Genomic DNA, 17,285 nt, shown 5'->3' with positions numbered 1-17,285 from the left:
CCCTGTTGCGCCCATTGGACCCTCCTTCGATGCGACGTAGAAAGAGCGGCGGGCGAAGTGCTTGCCGTAAGATGTTAGAAACAGCGCGGCTTATCTGGCAAGAAAAACTGCCTATATGATGTACCATTTGGAACGCGCAGCATGCTTTTCCTGCTTTTGTGTAAAAGGCAGGCGCTTGTAAATAAAGTGCTTTTTGAATGCGACGGGCACTCAATCCCGAAGCACCTTCTGAAAAAGCCGAATAATCAGCGCCGATTTTTTATGCATTCCAAAGCCACGGTTACCGCTTTTGCGGCGCGCCTGGCTGAGATAGCGTAGGGGTCATGAGCAGTTCCCCACGATTCATTCACCTCCGCGTTCACACCGAATATTCCCTGCTGGAAGGCGCCGTGCGGCTGAAAAAGCTGCCTGCGCTTTGCGAGAAGATGGAGATGCCCGCCGTTGCCGTGACAGACACCAATTCGATGTTCTCGGCCTTGGAGTTCTCGGTCACGGCAAGCGGGGCGGGTGTTCAGCCGATCATGGGTTGTCAGGTTGACTTGACTTACGTGCAGGCTCAGCCCGGCGAAAAGCCCAAAGTACCCGCGCCTTTGGTTTTGCTGGCGCAGTCCGAGGCTGGGTATGAAAACCTGATGAAGCTGAGTTCCTGCCTTTACGTGGACAAGGGCGGACAGCTGCCGCAGGTCACTTTGGACGAGCTTGCGGATCGGTCGGACGGTTTGATTTGCTTGACCGGCGGTCCAGACGGACCGGTTGGGATGCTGCTGCAACAGGGTCAACGTCCGGCGGCTGAGGCGCTGGTGGATCGGTTGGCGGGCATGTTCCCGGATCGCCTTTATATCGAACTTCAGCGTCATCCGGGTGAAGATGGCCAGCCGGAAGCAGAACGGCTGACCGAGCGTGGCCATGTTGAGATGGCTTATTCCAAAAACCTGCCGATGGTTGCTACCAATGACGTCTATTTCCCAACCTCGGATATGTATGAAGCGCATGATGCGCTGATCTGTATCGCCGAAGGGGCTTATGTCGATCAGCAAGAAGGCCGCCGCCGACTGACCGCGCAGCACTATTTCAAGTCGCAGCAAGAGATGGTGACTCTGTTCGCAGACTTGCCGGAAGCGATCGAGAACACGGTTGAGATCGCCAAACGCTGCGCCTTTATGGCCTATCGCCGGGATCCGATCCTGCCAAAATTTGCAGATGACGAGGTGGCCGAACTGCGCCGTATCGCCAACGAGGGGTTGCAGAAACGTCTGGCTGTGATCCCGCACGCTGTGACGCCAGAGGAATATCAGGAACGTTTGGAATTCGAACTTGGCATTATCGAAGGAATGGGCTTTCCCGGCTACTTCCTGATCGTTGCGGACTTTATTCAATGGGCAAAGGATCACGACATTCCGGTTGGTCCGGGGCGGGGCTCGGGTGCGGGCTCGCTGGTGGCTTATGCGCTTACGATCACCGACCTTGACCCGTTGCGCTATTCGCTGCTGTTCGAGCGGTTTTTGAACCCCGAGCGGGTGTCTATGCCGGATTTCGATATCGACTTTTGCATGGACCGCCGGGAGGAGGTGATCCGTTACGTGCAGCAGAAATACGGGCGCGATAAGGTGGGGCAGATCATCACCTTCGGCGCATTGCTGTCCAAGGCCGCCGTGCGCGACATCGGGCGGGTGTTGCAGATGCCTTACGGGCAGGTGGATCGCCTGTCCAAGATGATCCCGGTTGAAGGCGTCAAACCTGTCTCCATCGAAAAGGCGCTGAAAGACGAACCGCGCCTGCGGGAAGAGGCGCGCAACGAACAGGTGGTAGATCGTCTGCTGAACTATGGCCAGCAGGTCGAGGGGTTGCTGCGGAACGCTTCGACCCACGCCGCCGGGGTAGTGATCGGCGACCGGCCTCTGGATGCGCTGGTGCCGCTGTATCAGGATCCGCGCTCGGACATGCCGGCGACCCAGTTCAACATGAAATGGGTGGAACAGGCCGGTTTGGTGAAGTTCGACTTTCTGGGTCTGAAAACGCTGACCGTGATCCAGAACGCGATGGATTTGATCTTCAAGTCCGGTCGCCCTCTGCACATTGCTGCTGATGGCACCGAGCTTTACGAACCCGCTGAAGGGGCTGAGAACCAGATCAACGCTATCCCGCTGGACGATGAGGCGACGTATAAGCTCTACTCGGCAGCCAAGACGGTGGCAGTGTTCCAGGTGGAATCCTCGGGCATGATGGACGCGCTCAAGCGTATGAAGCCGACCTGTATCGAGGATATCGTGGCCCTTGTGGCGCTGTACCGTCCGGGTCCGATGGAAAACATCCCGACCTATTGCGAAGTTAAGAACGGTCTTCGCAAAATCACTTCGGTTCACCCACTGATCGACCATATCCTTGAGGAAACGCAGGGCATCATCGTTTACCAGGAACAGGTGATGCAGATCGCGCAGGTCATGGCGGGTTACTCGTTGGGCGGTGCTGACCTGTTGCGCCGCGCAATGGGTAAGAAGATCAAAGAGGCCATGGATGCCGAGCGCCCGAAATTCGAGAAGGGCGCGGGCGAGAATGGCGTGGACGCCAAGAAGGCCAGCGAGGTTTTCGACCTGCTGGAGAAATTCGCCAACTACGGCTTCAACAAGTCCCACGCGGCCGCGTATGCGGTGGTCAGTTATCAGACCGGCTGGCTGAAGGCGAACCACCCGGTCGAGTTCATGGCGGGTGTCATGAACTGCGATATCCATCTGACCGACAAGCTGGCGGTTTACTTCGAAGAAGTTCGCAAGGGGCTGGAACTGCCCTACGTGCCGCCATGTGTGAATCGTTCCATCGCGACGTTCGATGTAGTGAACGGTGAATTGGTTTATGCGCTGGGCGCGCTGAAAAACGTGGGCGTCGAGGCGATGAACCTTGTGGTCGAGGGGCGTCGCGCCGGAGGCGCGCAGGATGAAAAGAGCGAAAAACCGTTCGTCAACCTGTTCGACTTTGCGCGGCGTGTGGATCTGAAGAAAGTCGGCAAACGCCCGTTGGAAATGTTGGCGCGGGCCGGGGCGTTTGACGAGCTCGACAAAAACCGCCGCCGTGTGTTCGAAAGCCTTGATCGTCTGGTGCAGTATTCGGCGGCGATTCATGAACAAAAGAACTCGAACCAGGTGTCTCTGTTTGGTGAAGCCGGTGATGACCTGCCTGAACCTCGCCTTTCGCCGACGCCGGATTGGCTGCCTGCTGAACGGTTGAGCGAGGAATTCAAGGCGATTGGATTCTACCTATCGGGACACCCGTTGGACGATTATATGCCCGCGCTGAAGCGAAAACAGGTGATGACGCTGGATGAAGTGATTAATGCTGTCCGAGCAAGGGGAATGATGGGCGTGAAGATGGCCGGTGTTGTCGCCGGAAGGCAGGAACGGAAATCGGCAAAGGGCAACCGCTTTGCTTTTGCCCAGCTCTCAGATCCAACCGGGGCTTACGAAGTCACACTGTTTTCCGACACCTTGGAGAAATGTCGCGAGTTTCTGGAAACCGGCGCTCAAGTGGTGCTGACCGCCGAGGCAACGATGGAAGCTGATCAGCTTAAGCTGCTGGGGCGTTCGGTGGGACCTGCGGATTCTCTTGTGGCCGAGGCTGGGGCAACCGGGTTGCGTATCTTTGTCGACGAAGCGCAGGCTGTACCAACCGTCGCCAAGGTGTTGGAAGACGCAGCCGCCGCTACCAAAGGTGCTGCGCGGGGCCCAATCCAGTTGCTTTTGATGGATCCAAGCCTGCCGGGTGAAGTTGAAATGGATCTGGGGCGCGCGTTCCCGATCAACCCACAGATCAAGGGCGCGATCAAATCCCTGGAAGGCGTTATGACCGTCGAAGAGATCTGACGCCGTTTTGTTGCCAGATAGTTGGCGTCTGGGTAGGCTGAACTGACAGAGATGTCTTTAAGTCATGCTACGGGAGGGCGTTGATATGGCGATTGCTGGTCTCACGTTAAGAAAAGTTGTATTTGGTGCCGCTGCGTCGCTGGCTTTGGTTTCAGCCTCAGCCAGCTTGGCGGATGACAAGAAAAAAGAAAACACGATCAAGGGCGCTGTAATCGGCGCGGGTGTCGGTGCCTTGATTGGTGACGGCAAGGGCGCCGCCGCAGGCGCGGTGGCTGGTGCGCTGATTGGCGCAAATTCCAAGTGAGTGGAGGAGCAAAAAGATGCGTTTTAACTCGCTTAAAGTGATTGTCGCCGCCGGAATCTTCACAATCCCCGGGATGGCTTTCGCCGACGAAGAGGCTGAACAGATGATGCAAGAAGCGCTGCCGCTTATGTATCACACCTGTACCTCGGTCATTGAAGAAGCCGACGGGAACGAAGAATACATTCTGGAGGTTGTTGGTAAAATGACGGCCCTGTCGCTGTACAACCGTCAGGTCGATATCGAGGCACATGCCGCGTCGGATGAGGATAAGGCCGCGCTGCGCGAAACTTTTTTGGCAGCTTTGAAAGACGGCTGCGCCGGTGATGAAAACGCGCTTTTGGGTGGTGTCGTGGACAACGCCGTCAAGACGACGCTGGGACTGTAGGATTTTAGTAGTGCGGCGGTCGTTCGTCACCAAAGACAACGCCGCCTGAACCTTCTTGCGCGCGCTCTGCTTCGCGTTGCAACAGCATTTCGACCCGACGGGTCAGGCGATCGATCTCGGACTGTTGCTTTGTCACAACCGTGTTCAGTTCTTCCACGGTACGGGTCAGATGGGCGATCTGCTCTTCCAGATGCTGCATGGGGTTCTCCTTGATGCGCCGGTCATAGCGACCCTGTGCCGCCATGGCCAGAGAAAGCGCGCCTTGCCCCGATGCGGGCCATGGGATAGACCGCGCGCGGAACAAGGACACTCCCGAGGACGCCCCACATGGCCAAGCCCAAGAAACAGCCCCGCCCAAAGGCCGTAACGCCAAAAGGGTTCCGCGACTATTTCGGCGAGGAAGTCACGCAGCGCACCGAGATGCTGCGGACGATTGCGGGTGTCTATCATCGTTACGGGTTTGACGCCTTGGAAAGCAGCGCGGTCGAGACTGTCGAGGCGCTGGGTAAGTTCCTGCCTGACGTGGATCGCCCGAACGAAGGCGTCTTTGCCTGGCAGGAGTTTGACGAAGGCGGCAATGGCGATTGGATGGCCCTGCGCTATGACCTGACAGCGCCTTTGGCGCGGGTTTACGCGCAACACCGTAACGACCTGCCGACGCCTTATCGCCGTTATGCGATGGGTCCGGTCTGGCGCAACGAAAAACCGGGGCCGGGGCGGTATCGTCAGTTTTATCAGTGCGATGCGGATACGGTGGGCACGGCCTCGATGGCTGCAGACGCTGAAATCTGTGCGATGTTGTCGGATACGCTGGAGACCGTGGGTATTCCGCGTGGCGACTATCTGGTCCGGGTCAACAACCGTAAGGTTCTGAACGGTGTACTTGAGGCAATGGGCCTGGGCGAGGACGCCGCTGCCCGCGACAACGTTCTGCGCACCATCGACAAGTTCGATAAGGTGGGTGAGGCTGGCGTGAGCGAGCTGTTGACCAAGGGCCGGATGGATGCCTCAGGTGCGTTTATCGACGGCGTGGGTCTGAGCGACGATCAGGCCGAGCCCGTGATCGCGTTTTTGACCTCAAAGGCTGCGGATACTGCCGGAACGCTGGCCAACCTGCGCGCCGCTGTGGGCAACAGCAAGATCGGCGCGGATGGCATCGCCGAGTTGGAACAGATTGGCGCGCTGCTGGATGCAGGTGGCTATGGTTCGGACCGGATCGAGATTGACCCTTCGGTCGTGCGTGGTCTCGGTTACTACACCGGCCCGGTCTACGAAGCCGAACTGACATTCGAGATTTTCGACGAGAAAGGCCGCAAACGGCAATTCGGGTCAGTTTCTGGCGGCGGGCGTTATGACGATCTGGTCAAACGCTTTACCGGGCAGGAAGTGCCTGCGACCGGTATCTCGATAGGCGTTGACCGTCTGCTGGCCGCGTTGCGCGAAAAAGGCCGGATCGGCGTGCAGGCTCAGGGGCCTGTGGTTGTCACCGTGATGGATCGCGACCGTATGGCCGACTATCAGGCCATGGTGGCGGAACTGCGCAATGCTGGCATTCGCGCCGAGGTCTACCTGGGCAATCCCAAGAATTTCGGCAATCAGCTGAAATACGCGGACAAGCGGAACTCTCCGATTGCGGTGATCGAAGGCGGTGACGAAAAGGCGGGTGGTATCGTGCAGATCAAGGACCTGATCCTGGGCGCGAAGATTGCCGAAAGCGCGACGCTGGAGGAGTGGAAAGAACGCCCCAGCCAGTTCGAAGTGCCGCGCGGTGATCTGGTCGCGAAGGTGCGTGAAATTCTGGGCAGTCAGGACTGACCCATGCCCAACCGTTCCCAGATACAGGCCCGCGCCGCAATGATGCGTGTCCGGTTCGAGGCGGCTGGCGCTCAGGTCGTGGATACGCCCCTGTTGCAGCCGGCAGAGACTCTGCTGGATCTGTACGGAGAAGACATCCGCGCCCGCGCCTACGTGACGTCGGACGCCCTGCGCGGCGAACAGATGCTGCGCCCGGACTTCACGTTGCCCGTGGTGCAGATGCATATGAGCGACGGGGCCGAGCCCGCGCGCTATACCTATTCGGGTGAGGTTTTCAGGCGGCAGGAACACGACCCGGACCGGGCCAATGAATACATTCAGGTCGGCTATGAGGTGTTTGACCGGAATGATCCTGCCGGAGCCGATGCCGAGGTCTTCTCGCTTTTTGCGCTGCAACTGCGCGGCTTGCCGTTGCGTGCAGCGACGGGGGATATCGGCATCCTGACGGCCGCTGTAGCCGGGTTGCGCACTACCGAGCGTCGCAAAGCCGCGCTGATGCGCCACCTGTGGCGGCCACGCCGATTCCGTGTTTTGCTGGACCGTTATGCGGGCCGGACGCCAGAGCCCGAACAGCGGTCTAATCTGCTGAATGCCGCTGATCCGATGGTGTTTGACGCGCCGATGATCGGTAAACGTCGGGCCTCGGAAATCGAGGCGCGGATCGAAGCTTTGCGCGAGGATCGTGAGACCCCGCCGATTACTGACAGTGAGCTTGTCGGCCTAGAGACACTGCTGAACGTACGCGAGACCATGCCCTTTGCGTTGGAACAACTGCGCGACGTGGCCGTGGATTTGCCGCAGATCACCCCGGCGCTGGACCGGCTGGAGGCGCGCGTGGCCGCGTTGCAGGCGCGTGGTGTCGACGTCGCGCGCTTGGATTTCGAGGCCGCCTATGGCCGGACCTCGATGGAATATTACGACGGGTTCGTTTTCGGTTTTTACGCCGAAGGCCGACCCGATCTGCCTCCGATCGCGACGGGCGGGCGTTATGATGCGCTGACGCGGCAACTGGGCAGCGGGGCCGAAATCCCGGCCGTTGGGGGCGTGCTGCGGCCCGACTTGATGCTCGAGATCGAGGAGGGCGCGCAATGAGCCTTAAACTGGGCGTGCCCTCGAAGGGGCGGTTGATGGAAAAGACCTTCTCGTGGTTCGAAAAGCGCGGTATTGCTTTGTCCCGCAGCGGATCAGATCGGGAATATGCGGGCAAGGTCGAAGGGATCGATGGGGTCTCGTTGGTTCTGCTGTCTGCTGGAGAAATCCCGCGCGAACTGGCGGCGGGGCGGATTCATCTGGGTGTCACCGGTATTGATCTGGTGCACGAGAAACTGCCGCGTTGGGAACAGCAGTTGGAAGAGATTTCGCAGTTGGGCTTCGGCAAGGCTGATCTGATCATTGCAACGCCAGCCTGCTGGGTGGACGTTGATACGCTTGATGATCTTGATGCCGCGGCGGCGGCGTTTCGCAAAACCCATGGCCACCGCCTTCGGATTGCGACCAAGTATCACCGGCTGGTGCGCGAGTTCCTGACCGATTCAGGCGTCGCGGATTACACGCTGGTCGATAGCCAGGGCGCGACAGAAGGCACGGTGATGAACGAATCCGCAGAGGCGATCGCCGATATCACCTCGACCGGCGAAACGCTGCGGGCCAACCACCTGAAGATCCTGTCTGACGGTCTGATCCTGCAATCGCAGGCCACGCTGTGGCGTAGCCGGGTTGCGAAGTACGACGCTGCAGAGAAGGCGGTTCTGTCTGACCTTTTGGATCGGCTGCGTTAAAGCACGCCTATCTCTGCCAGCGCGCGGTTCAAATCATCGGGCAGGGCGTCGTCCTGCTCGCGGTTTTTGGGCAAATCAGCTGGTGTGTCCTCAGGCTTGAGATAACGCCATCCCTGAAACGGGCGCTTTAGGGCGTTCTGAGTCCGATAGACCTCAGGGTCTAGCACAATGGCACAACGGCGGATGCCGTCCTCTCCGGTCACCTCATCCAATCGCAGGATGCGCTGCCGACACTGGATCACGCCTTTGATCACCCAATAGATCGAGCCGCCATTTAGAATCTCTGCCTCACGCTTGGGCCACATGCGGGTCACATGACGCGGACAGCCGTCCTGATACAGCGGCTTTCTGCTGTCCTGCCAGGCTATCAGCGTATCGACGCTTTCTGACCCGACAGACAGTTTTATGAGGTTTACGTACTTATCCACAGCTTTCCCACAGAGTCGTCCCAAGGCCGATCTTTATATTGTAGCTCGTCATGCGCAATCATCAAGGTGTTGTGGTCTGGGTGTGATTTAGGGTACTCTGGATACCTCTTTCAGAACAGGGAATCACCAATGAGCCGCTTTGCCGCCCCCATCGCCGAGCAGATCTGGGACATGAAATACCGCTTTAAACAAGCGGACGGCACACCCATCGATCAGACGGTCGAAGACAGTTGGCGGCGTATTGCCCGCGATCTGGCGCGGGTTGAAAAAGACCCTTCGCATTGGGAAGAAGAGTTCTATCAGGCGCTGGAGGACTTCAAATACCTGCCTGCGGGGCGGATCACGGCGGGCGCGGGTACCGCGCGGCAGGTGACTCTGTTCAACTGCTTCGTCATGGGCACAGTGCCCGACAGCATGGGCGGTATTTTCGACATGTTGAAAGAGGCCGCACTGACCATGCAGCAGGGCGGTGGGATCGGGTATGATTTCTCGACCATCCGACCACGTGGTGCCGACGTCAAAGGCGTTGCAGCGGATGCCTCGGGCCCGCTGAGTTTCATGGATGTGTGGGATGCGATGTGCCGCACGATCATGTCCGCAGGATCACGCCGCGGGGCGATGATGGCGACCATGCGCTGCGACCATCCCGATATCGAACAGTTCATCACCGCAAAGTCCGATCCGGCCCGTCTGCGCATGTTCAACATGTCTGTCTTGGTGACGGACCCGTTTATGGAGGCCGTCAAGGCCGATGGCCCGTGGGAGCTGGTGTTTGACGACAAGGTCTATCAAACCGTTCAGGCGCGTGATCTGTGGAACAAGATCATGCAGGCGACCTATGACTATGCCGAGCCGGGCGTGATTTTCATCGACCGCATCAATCAGGCCAACAACCTCAGCTACGTTGAGACCATCGCCGCCACCAACCCGTGTGGCGAGCAACCTCTGCCACCTTATGGCGCGTGTCTGTTGGGCTCGATCAACTTGGCGCGGCTGGTCGCAGAACCGTTTGAAGACGCAGCCCATCTGGACGAGGAGGCTTTGCAAAAGCTTGTCGCCACCGCTGTTCGGATGATGGACAACGTGGTGGATGCCTCGAAATTTCCGCTGGTCGAGCAAGAGGCCGAGGCCCAGGACAAGCGCCGCATCGGTCTTGGCGTAACGGGTCTGGCGGATGCGCTGCTGATGCTGGGCTTGCGCTATGGCACGGACGAGGCGGCGCGTCAGACCGAGCGCTGGTTGCACGCAATCGCCCGCGCCGCGTATCTGGCGTCGGTCGACTTGGCGAAGGAAAAAGGGGCGTTCCCCCTGTTCAACGCCGAGAAGTATCTGGCCAGCGGCACGATGCTTCAGATGGATGAGGATGTGCGTGATGCGATCCGCGAACACGGCATCCGCAACGCGCTTCTAACCTCGATTGCGCCGACGGGGACGATCTCTTTGTACGCGGGCAACGTGTCGTCGGGAATCGAGCCGGTCTTTGCCTATGCCTATACGCGTAAAGTGTTACAGAAAGACGGTTCGCGGACCGAAGAAGAGGTCGTGGATTACGCGGTGCAGATGTGGCGCGACAAGTTCGATGACACAGAACTGCCGGACTATTTCGTCAACGCACAAACTCTGTCACCGTCTGATCACGTCAAGATGCAGGCGGCGGCGCAGAAATGGATCGACAGCTCGATTTCCAAGACAATCAACTGCCCCGAGGATATCAGCTTTGACGCGTTCAAGGACGTCTACATGCAGGCTTGGGATCAGGGCTGTAAAGGCTGCACAACCTATCGCCCGAATGATGTGACCGGCTCGGTCCTGACCGTTTCGGAAAGCGATGATAAAGCTCCCGGAGAAAGCGCGGATGCGCCGCATGAGGTTGATGGTGGAGACGTGATTTACATGTCTGAACCGCTGGACCGTCCGCAGGCGTTGGAAGGGTCCACTTACAAATTGAAGTGGCCCGACAGCGAGCATGCGATTTACCTGACCATCAACGATATCGTCATCGGAGGTCGCCGCCGCCCCTTCGAGGTATTCATAAATTCGAAGAACATGGAGCATTATGCCTGGACGCTGGCGCTGACGCGGATGATCTCGGCCGTGTTCCGGCGGGGTGGGGATGTATCCTTTGTGGTTGAAGAGCTGAAAGCCGTGTTCGACCCGCGTGGCGGGGCCTGGGTGCAAGGGAAATACATCCCGTCCATTTTGGCGGCGATTGGCGGTGTGATCGAGCAGCACATGATCAATATTGGCTTCCTCGAAGGTGAGGGCATGGGATTGAAATCAGACCCTCAGGCGCAGGTCGTCAACATGGATGCACCACGCGGCAAGGCCTGCCCGTCCTGCGGTCAGTATGACATGGTGATGATCGAGGGATGCATGACCTGCCGCAGTTGCGGGCATTCCAAGTGCGGATAGCCCAAGCCGCTCGTGGTTTTTTTAACCACCAAAAGCGGATCACTGTTTAACCGCCTGAGCTGTGCCATCGCTTTTCCAGGCGGTGGCATATGCAGTGAAAAGGTGGCGTCTTTGGGGTGATCGCGCCTCTTTTTTTGTGGTGGCGGACGGGGTAATCCTATGGCGCGGGAAGATGGCCAGGTGCAGGTTTTTTCCTGCATTCAAAGACCTTAGGCCGCAAGTTTTCTTTGGAACGGTAGCCCCCTGCCGTCTCTGCCGCGGGCGCGTTCACATTTCTTTTTGTCCAAGTCTGTATTGTGTTGGTGTTGTGCCTGTCTGGCCTCGGAAAAAGCGGGTAAAGTGGGACTTGTCCGAGTAACCAAGCGAGAGACCAATCTCTGCAATTGTCATTTTGTCCCGGCGGAGATGTTCCTTTGCCACATCAATGCGCAACCGTTTAATCTCGCGCGGCAGCGTTGTACTTTGCTGCTGAAGGGCTTTTAGAAACCGTTCCGGCGGTATACCCAGCAGTCCAGCGACAACCTGTGGCCCTAAGTCGGTTTCGTCCAGCTTGTCGCGTAAGACGGATCTTAATGCAGCCACTACCGTTACTTCTTCGTCATGGCGGGCCGAGGGTGCCGGCGCGGCAGTCTGGACTGAGACATGGTTCAGGAACAACCAGTCCACTGGAAAACTTACTTGCATTCCGGGATCAGTTCCAAGGCTGACCTCGATCCCCTTGTAGCCAAGCGGCAGGCCATTGATATATCTGCTTTCCCACCGTACCCGCGTTGGGTCCCAGGCGTTTCCAACTACGGTTTGCAACAAGCGCACGTAGATGGCGGCCCCAAAACCGGTGACTTGAACGGGCGGAACAGCGGGTTCCTGTTGCCTTTCGATCCGATACGTGGCCTTGTTGGCTTCAACGACAAGGCTGTGTCGTACCGAGTTTGTTTCCTGTGGTACAAGCCCAACGAAACGGGCAAAGAACTCGAACAATGTCGTGGTTGATTGCAGGGACTGCGCGAAAGGGGGCCACCCTTGCAGGTCAAATGTTTCGCCGACATTCAGCCCAAGATACCGGTCTCCGGACAATTCGGAGAAGGCATTCAACAATCCATAGACCAAATCTGAATGGACATAGACAGATGGGTCAGACAGCAACTCGGCTTTCAGCCCGACCTGATCCAGCGCGGGTTGAGGATTGATCCCGCGGTCAGTGAGATATTGCAAGAACGGGGCTGCCAAGGCGAGGCGGATAAAGCCCTCGTTGTGCTCTTGAGAGGTGGAGTTGAGAGGCAAGCTCATCCTCCTTTCGCGGAAGTCATGTTCAAGCAGTGGCCACTTTATCAATCATATTCGAACATCTTAATGCAAAAATGGCAACCGGAGCAAAGATTTCCGTTCTACAGTTAGGGAAACATGAATATGAAGGGAGTGCTTATGTCCGGTCTACGAATGTCGCTTTTCTCGACGGCAATTGTCGCGTCAGTCCTTACTTTTTCGGCGGCTACGCAGGCTCAGGATCAAGAAGTGCCACAAACGTTATTTACCAACGTTCATGTCTTCGATGGCGTGAATGAGCAGCGCATGGAAAACGCCAGTGTTCTGGTCGAAGGTAACCTGATCAAGTCCGTTTCAACCGACGCGATCGATGCTCCTAATGCTACGGTTATTGACGGTGGAGGGCGGACACTGACGCCCGGATTTATTGAGCTGCATGCGCATCTCATGCTTATGGGGCCGACTTTGCCCGCGATGGAGGCCAACACAACGTGGGAGGACTTTGCCATACATGGTGCGCGGATGGCCGAGATGTATCTGATGCAGGGCTTCACCACAGTCAGAGACGCGGGAGGGGCCAATGGTGGTTTGCGCCGCGCAATTGACGCAGGCCAAATTGACGGCCCGCGTTACTTTCCGTCCGGTGCATTTATCGGAACGCGCGGCGGTCATGCTGACTTCGCGAATTTCACCGCTCCACCGGGTTCAGAGACCAACATGAGCCGTCTGAACTTGGCGCAGGAAATTAGCGGTGTGGATGATGTTTACAAGTTTGCACGCAACAATTTCCGTATGGGAGCAACCCAGTTGAAATTCATGCAATCCGGGGGTGTCGTTTCAGCTTTCGACCCATGGCAACTATTGGCCGGATCGCCCGAGGAAATCAGGGCCGCCGTGCAAGTGGCCAATGAGTATGGTAGCTACGTCATGGCGCATTCCTATCGCAAGGAAGCGATACTGAGTGCGCTTGAGGCAGGTGTGATGTCGATCGAACATGGCTTCTCGTTCGACTGTGAAATCGCTCAGGTCATGAACGAAAAAGGGGCATACATCACCACCAACCTGACGGCCTTCGATCCCGGATTGCTTGATATTCCGGCGGTGGCAAACGTCCCGTCGAGCCTTGCCAAGGCAAAATCCGCCTCGGCCACATTCGCGGGCTATATCGACAACATGAAGGAATGCCCGGTGAAAAGGGGGTTCCAGACCGACTGTGTTGGTTCGGTTGAGGCGTGCAATATCCAGATTGCCTACGAAAAAAAGCACCTGAACAATGAATTCTTCGGGCCCTACACTTCGATGGTCACGCTGACATCGACAGGTGGCGAAGTCGTTGCTTTGTCGGGCGATTTCATGAATCCTTATTCGGCTGGAAAGCTTGGAGTGATTGAAGAAGGCGCTTATGCCGACATTTTGTTGATCGACGGAAACCCGCTAGAGGATTTTTCGGTCGTTGGAACCGGTGATCAGTGGTTTGGAGCAGACCCGAGGCCGGACAGCCCTGAAACGATCCGCCTGATTATGAAGGATGGTGTGATATACAAGAACACGCTGGAATAGTTAAAAGCGCAGCCGGAGAGTATTCATGCGTCATTGGTTTTGCATCGCGGTCATCGCAGGGTTGGTGTGGTGTGCCCCGCCCACTTTTGCAGCGCCTGGGGTCGCGTTGGATTGGGCGGATCTTCCAGACCCGTCCGCGCAGATCTTTGAAGACCCTTATCGCGATCTCAGCCCTGAACAGTTCGACGATGTTCTGTTTGTTGTCCGACTGCGCGGCAGGCTGCAGCAGGATCATGGCAGCGAAGAAGAACGGCAGAAATGGCAAGAACTGCTGGCTGAGACTGAGGACGCTTTGGCGGCACAGGACATTGATATCGACTGGCTGCTCGATCAGCGTGAAGTTGTGATGGAGCGTCGAAGAAAGGCTGGGACGAACGGAAATCCGCAGTTAGACGGCCAGACAATCACTGTCGCGGGCTTTGCTATTCCAGCCCCCAGCGATCCCGACGGGCGACCTGTGGCGTATCTGGTGCCGGAACGCGGGATGTGCAGTCACATGCCTCCGCCGCCTCCCAACCAGATGATCCGCGTGCGTTTAAATGAGGATTGGGCCCCCAGCTATTTCCATGAACCCGTACGACTGACGGGAACGTTGACAATTGACCCCTCGGTGCAAAACATGATGGTCGTGGACGGCGTTATGCCCATGAACGCGACCTTCCTGCTGGAAACGGACAGTGTCGAAACTCTTGAATCCGAGGCGGACCGGCTGGAGTGGAAACAGCGTGCAGCTGATCGCATTCGCGCGGCGGGCAATCGCAAGACGGGCGGGGCAAGAGCGTCCGAATGATCAGATACCTGCTTGCTGCATTGGTAATTGCATCTGCTGGCGCGGTATCGGCGCAAGGGCTTTCCGGACCTTCTTCTGTTGGGGCTGATCTTGAGCCCGGCGACGGCCTGACCGATCCGCAATACAGATCAGATTTTCCGCGTAACATCGCGCCAGGTTGGTTCCGGTGGAAAGACCGACTGGCTGAGGGCGGGTTTCGTTTCAACATTGATTACTTGGCGTTGGGCCAAACCACGAATGCTGATCTGGGAACCGGCGAAGCGGCCAGCGGAATTGCGCGTTTCTACGGGAATTGGCAGGCAACTGAACTGGGTTCTCTGACATTCAAGATTGAAGACCGGCACAGCTATACCGACGTGACCCCGCAGTTCCTTGGGCTGGATGGTGGAGCGCTTTCGATCACGGGCACAGCCTTTAATGATAATGGACTACTGCTGACAAACCTGTTCTGGACCCAAAGGGCTGCGAACGGCGCGTGGACGCTGCAAGTCGGGCAGATTGACGTCACGGACTTCGTGGACATCTATGGGCTGGTCAGTCCCTACAGCGGATTCCAGAACCTGTCATTCAACACCAACCCGACGATCAATACACCCAATCAAGGATTGGGAATTGCGGGTGGTTTGAAGCTTAGCGAGACTGTCTATGCCGTAGCGAGCGTTTCAGACGCAAACGCCGACCCGTCTGACCCTAATTTCGATGTGTTCAGCGACGGCAATCTCTTCAAATCACTCGAACTTGGGTACACTTCCGGCTTTGATCGTATCTATTTCGACAATGTCCATCTGACCCTCTGGCATGCAGATGCGGCTGACGATGGCAGCCGAGCGGAAGACTATGGCGCGGCGTTTTCTGCGGCATGGTTTGTCGACAACAAGTGGATGCCGTTCTTTCGGGCGGGGGCCTCAAAAGGGACCGCAGCTCTTTACGATCGGTCGATATCTGCTGGACTGGGCTACTATGGTCGCAATACCGATTTGGCTGGTGTTGGCCTGAACTGGGCCGAAGCCAGGGGCATCGACGGGACGCAGTTCACGCTTGAAGCTTTCTACCGTTTTTCAATCTCACCGGGGTTTCAGATCACACCATCGGTGCAGTTCATTTCCAACCCGCTGCTGAACCCCACTCAGGACAGCATTACGCTGTTCGGCCTCAGAACCCGGATCGTTTTCTGAGGGGGGTTCATGCGGCGGCAAAACAAATCAACTGAGGAGGCTCTGTCATGAAGACCCTGTTGGCCGTAAGCGCCATAGCGATCACTTTTGCCGGCGCGTTACATGCGAGCGAGGAAAGCAAGACGTGGGAGGCGACAGAAGAGGCGAAGCAGTTTGTGCAGAACACAATTGTCCTCGGCATGTTGGCCAGCCCCTATGGCACTGGCTGGACTGAAGACGAGCAGCTTCACACTTACTTCGCGCGTGCGCGGGAAAACGGCATCACTGGGCATGAGATGACGCTGGCTGCTGCGGATATGTCTTTCGACACCTTTCTTGATCAACATTACCACTTCCGTGCTGCAATGGCCCAGCAACCGGAAAACTACCTCATCGTGAATGAAACCCGCGACATTGAAGCTGCCCACATACAGGGCAAAACAGCGGTCATTTGGAACAGCCAAACGGCCACGATTCTGGACGGCGACCTGAGGAAGATGGCAGTGCTCAAGGATATGGGGATCAAAAGTATGATCCTGGCTTACAATGACATTTTCCGGACTGGTTCTGGGCAGTTGGCGGCCTATAACGGTCGCGACATTGGTCTGACCCCGTGGGGGAAGTCAGTTATTGATGAAATGGTCAGGTTTGGCATACTGCTCGACCTAAGCCATACGGGTTCGAAAACGGCCAATGACGCCATGGATTACATGGATGAGAACTACCCCGGGGTGCCCTATGTCTACACGCACTCGGTTCCTGCAGGGTTGTATGCGAATGGGCCCAATGCGACGCCAAAAGGGTGTTATCGCGCCATTCCCGATGATGAGGCGCTGCGCGCGGCCAAGTCTGGTGGCTACGTTTCCCCGACGTTCACAGAATGGATGATGGACGGCGTTTGGCCCGAGGATATCTCACCCGAGCAGGCCGCTGATATGATTGATTACTATGTCCAGCTTGTCGGCGTCGACCATGTTGGAATCGCAACGGACGACATGTTTTCGCTGGAATTAGTCGTACAGTTCGCAACTGCAAACGCGAGCATGTACGATGACGGCGGCTATATGATCGACGCCTTCAACAAAGGGGCAACTGGTAACGGTGAACTTGCCAAAATCCTTGCGGCGATAACGGACGATCTTTGGGCGCGCGGCTATTCAAATGAAGATCTTGCAAAGATCTACGGCGGAAACAAGATGCGGGTTTACGCGCAAGTTTGGGAAGGCAAACCACCCGAACAGTTTTTGAAGGAATACCCCGAGCGTTTGCGCTTGCGGCAAGAGCTTCGTGAAGGGTTTTATTCGCGATAGATGCGCTGGGTAATTGCCAACTTTCTTTAGGCCGGGTTTGGTCAGGCTGGCATTTCTGCTTGAGTTTGAAGGGTAGATGACGGGCGATGAGAGTTTCGAACTCCCGACACATCTGTGGTGCAAACGCAGCGCTTTGCACCACCAATTCGACTAATCAAAGCACTGAATTCCACTGCTACTAAGCGCGTTCAATCACATGAAATACGTGTGTTGCCGTTGAGTCGACTATCGA

14 protein-coding genes are annotated in these 17,285 nt (G+C 57.1%); 11 read left to right on the top strand and 3 right to left on the bottom strand.

Annotation, left to right across the window (positions count from 1 at the left end; all coding sequences use genetic code 11):
- Positions 1–323 precede the first annotated feature (323 nt).
- From dnaE to GOV91_RS06340, 3 genes are all read left to right on the top strand, one after another.
- On the top strand, positions 324–3,854 hold the full coding sequence (dnaE, locus tag GOV91_RS06350) for a DNA polymerase III subunit alpha (RefSeq protein WP_171234864.1): 3,531 nt from the start codon (positions 324–326) through the stop codon (positions 3,852–3,854).
- Between the two features lie 85 nt (positions 3,855–3,939).
- Positions 3,940–4,158, top strand: coding sequence for a hypothetical protein (locus GOV91_RS06345; RefSeq protein WP_171179453.1), 219 nt, complete (start codon positions 3,940–3,942; stop codon positions 4,156–4,158).
- 16 nt (positions 4,159–4,174) lie between these two features.
- On the top strand, positions 4,175–4,543 hold the full coding sequence (locus GOV91_RS06340) for a hypothetical protein (RefSeq protein ID WP_171179368.1): 369 nt from the start codon (positions 4,175–4,177) through the stop codon (positions 4,541–4,543).
- Between the two features lie 4 nt (positions 4,544–4,547).
- Here GOV91_RS06340 and GOV91_RS06335 read toward each other — a convergent pair whose 3' ends face one another.
- Positions 4,548–4,742: a SlyX family protein gene (locus GOV91_RS06335; protein ID WP_171235041.1), complete on the bottom strand. Its 195-nt coding sequence runs from the start codon at positions 4,740–4,742 to the stop codon at positions 4,548–4,550.
- 128 nt (positions 4,743–4,870) lie between these two features.
- On the opposite strand from GOV91_RS06335, the gene hisS reads away from it, so the two are divergent.
- From hisS to hisG, 3 genes are read left to right on the top strand one after another with little or no spacing between them, the layout of a single operon-like run.
- On the top strand, positions 4,871–6,358 hold the full coding sequence (gene hisS / locus GOV91_RS06330; RefSeq protein WP_171234863.1) for a histidine--tRNA ligase: 1,488 nt from the start codon (positions 4,871–4,873) through the stop codon (positions 6,356–6,358).
- Between the two features lie 3 nt (positions 6,359–6,361).
- Positions 6,362–7,450, top strand: coding sequence for an ATP phosphoribosyltransferase regulatory subunit (locus GOV91_RS06325; RefSeq protein WP_171234862.1), 1,089 nt, complete (start codon positions 6,362–6,364; stop codon positions 7,448–7,450).
- Positions 7,447–8,136 carry an ATP phosphoribosyltransferase gene (hisG, locus tag GOV91_RS06320; RefSeq protein WP_171234861.1) on the top strand — a complete coding sequence of 230 codons (690 nt, stop codon included), beginning with the start codon at positions 7,447–7,449 and terminating at the stop codon, positions 8,134–8,136. The genes GOV91_RS06325 and hisG overlap by 4 nt, the downstream gene beginning before the upstream one ends.
- Here hisG and GOV91_RS06315 read toward each other — a convergent pair.
- The gene (locus GOV91_RS06315; RefSeq protein WP_171234860.1) at positions 8,133–8,564 is read right to left on the bottom strand and encodes a DUF1489 domain-containing protein; all 432 of its coding nucleotides are present in this window, start codon (positions 8,562–8,564) and stop codon (positions 8,133–8,135) included. The two genes, hisG and GOV91_RS06315, sit on opposite strands and share 4 nt — an antisense overlap.
- Positions 8,565–8,693: 129 nt before the next feature.
- Between GOV91_RS06315 and GOV91_RS06310 the strand changes: the two genes are divergently transcribed.
- Positions 8,694–10,976: an adenosylcobalamin-dependent ribonucleoside-diphosphate reductase gene (locus GOV91_RS06310; protein ID WP_171234859.1), complete on the top strand. Its 2,283-nt coding sequence runs from the start codon at positions 8,694–8,696 to the stop codon at positions 10,974–10,976.
- A 267-nt stretch (positions 10,977–11,243) separates the two neighbouring features.
- Here the strand turns inward: GOV91_RS06310 and GOV91_RS06305 are convergent, their stop codons facing one another.
- Positions 11,244–12,257 carry an AraC family transcriptional regulator gene (locus GOV91_RS06305; RefSeq protein WP_171234858.1) on the bottom strand — a complete coding sequence of 338 codons (1,014 nt, stop codon included), beginning with the start codon at positions 12,255–12,257 and terminating at the stop codon, positions 11,244–11,246.
- A gap of 231 nt (positions 12,258–12,488) precedes the next feature.
- Here GOV91_RS06305 and GOV91_RS06300 point away from each other — a divergent pair, with 231 nt between their 5' ends.
- From GOV91_RS06300 to GOV91_RS06285, 4 genes are read left to right on the top strand one after another with little or no spacing between them, the layout of a single operon-like run.
- Entirely contained in the window at positions 12,489–13,799 is a 1,311-nt protein-coding gene (locus tag GOV91_RS06300) for an amidohydrolase family protein (RefSeq protein ID WP_371732271.1), read from the top strand.
- Between the two features lie 25 nt (positions 13,800–13,824).
- A complete protein-coding gene (locus tag GOV91_RS06295) occupies positions 13,825–14,589 on the top strand; it encodes a DUF3299 domain-containing protein (protein WP_171234856.1) in 765 nt (254 codons plus the stop codon).
- Positions 14,586–15,764 (top strand): carbohydrate porin, encoded by a 1,179-nt coding sequence (locus tag GOV91_RS06290; protein ID WP_171234855.1) that lies wholly within the window; start codon positions 14,586–14,588, stop codon positions 15,762–15,764. Before GOV91_RS06295 ends, GOV91_RS06290 begins: the two co-directional genes overlap by 4 nt.
- 47 nt (positions 15,765–15,811) lie before the next feature.
- Positions 15,812–17,053 (top strand): membrane dipeptidase, encoded by a 1,242-nt coding sequence (locus GOV91_RS06285; RefSeq protein ID WP_171234854.1) that lies wholly within the window; start codon positions 15,812–15,814, stop codon positions 17,051–17,053.
- Positions 17,054–17,285: the final 232 nt, after the last annotated feature.

Source organism: Ruegeria sp. HKCCA6837, assembly GCF_013034475.1.
Taxonomy (GTDB): Bacteria; Pseudomonadota; Alphaproteobacteria; order Rhodobacterales; family Rhodobacteraceae; genus Ruegeria.
This window is presented reverse-complemented; position numbering and strand designations above follow the sequence as displayed.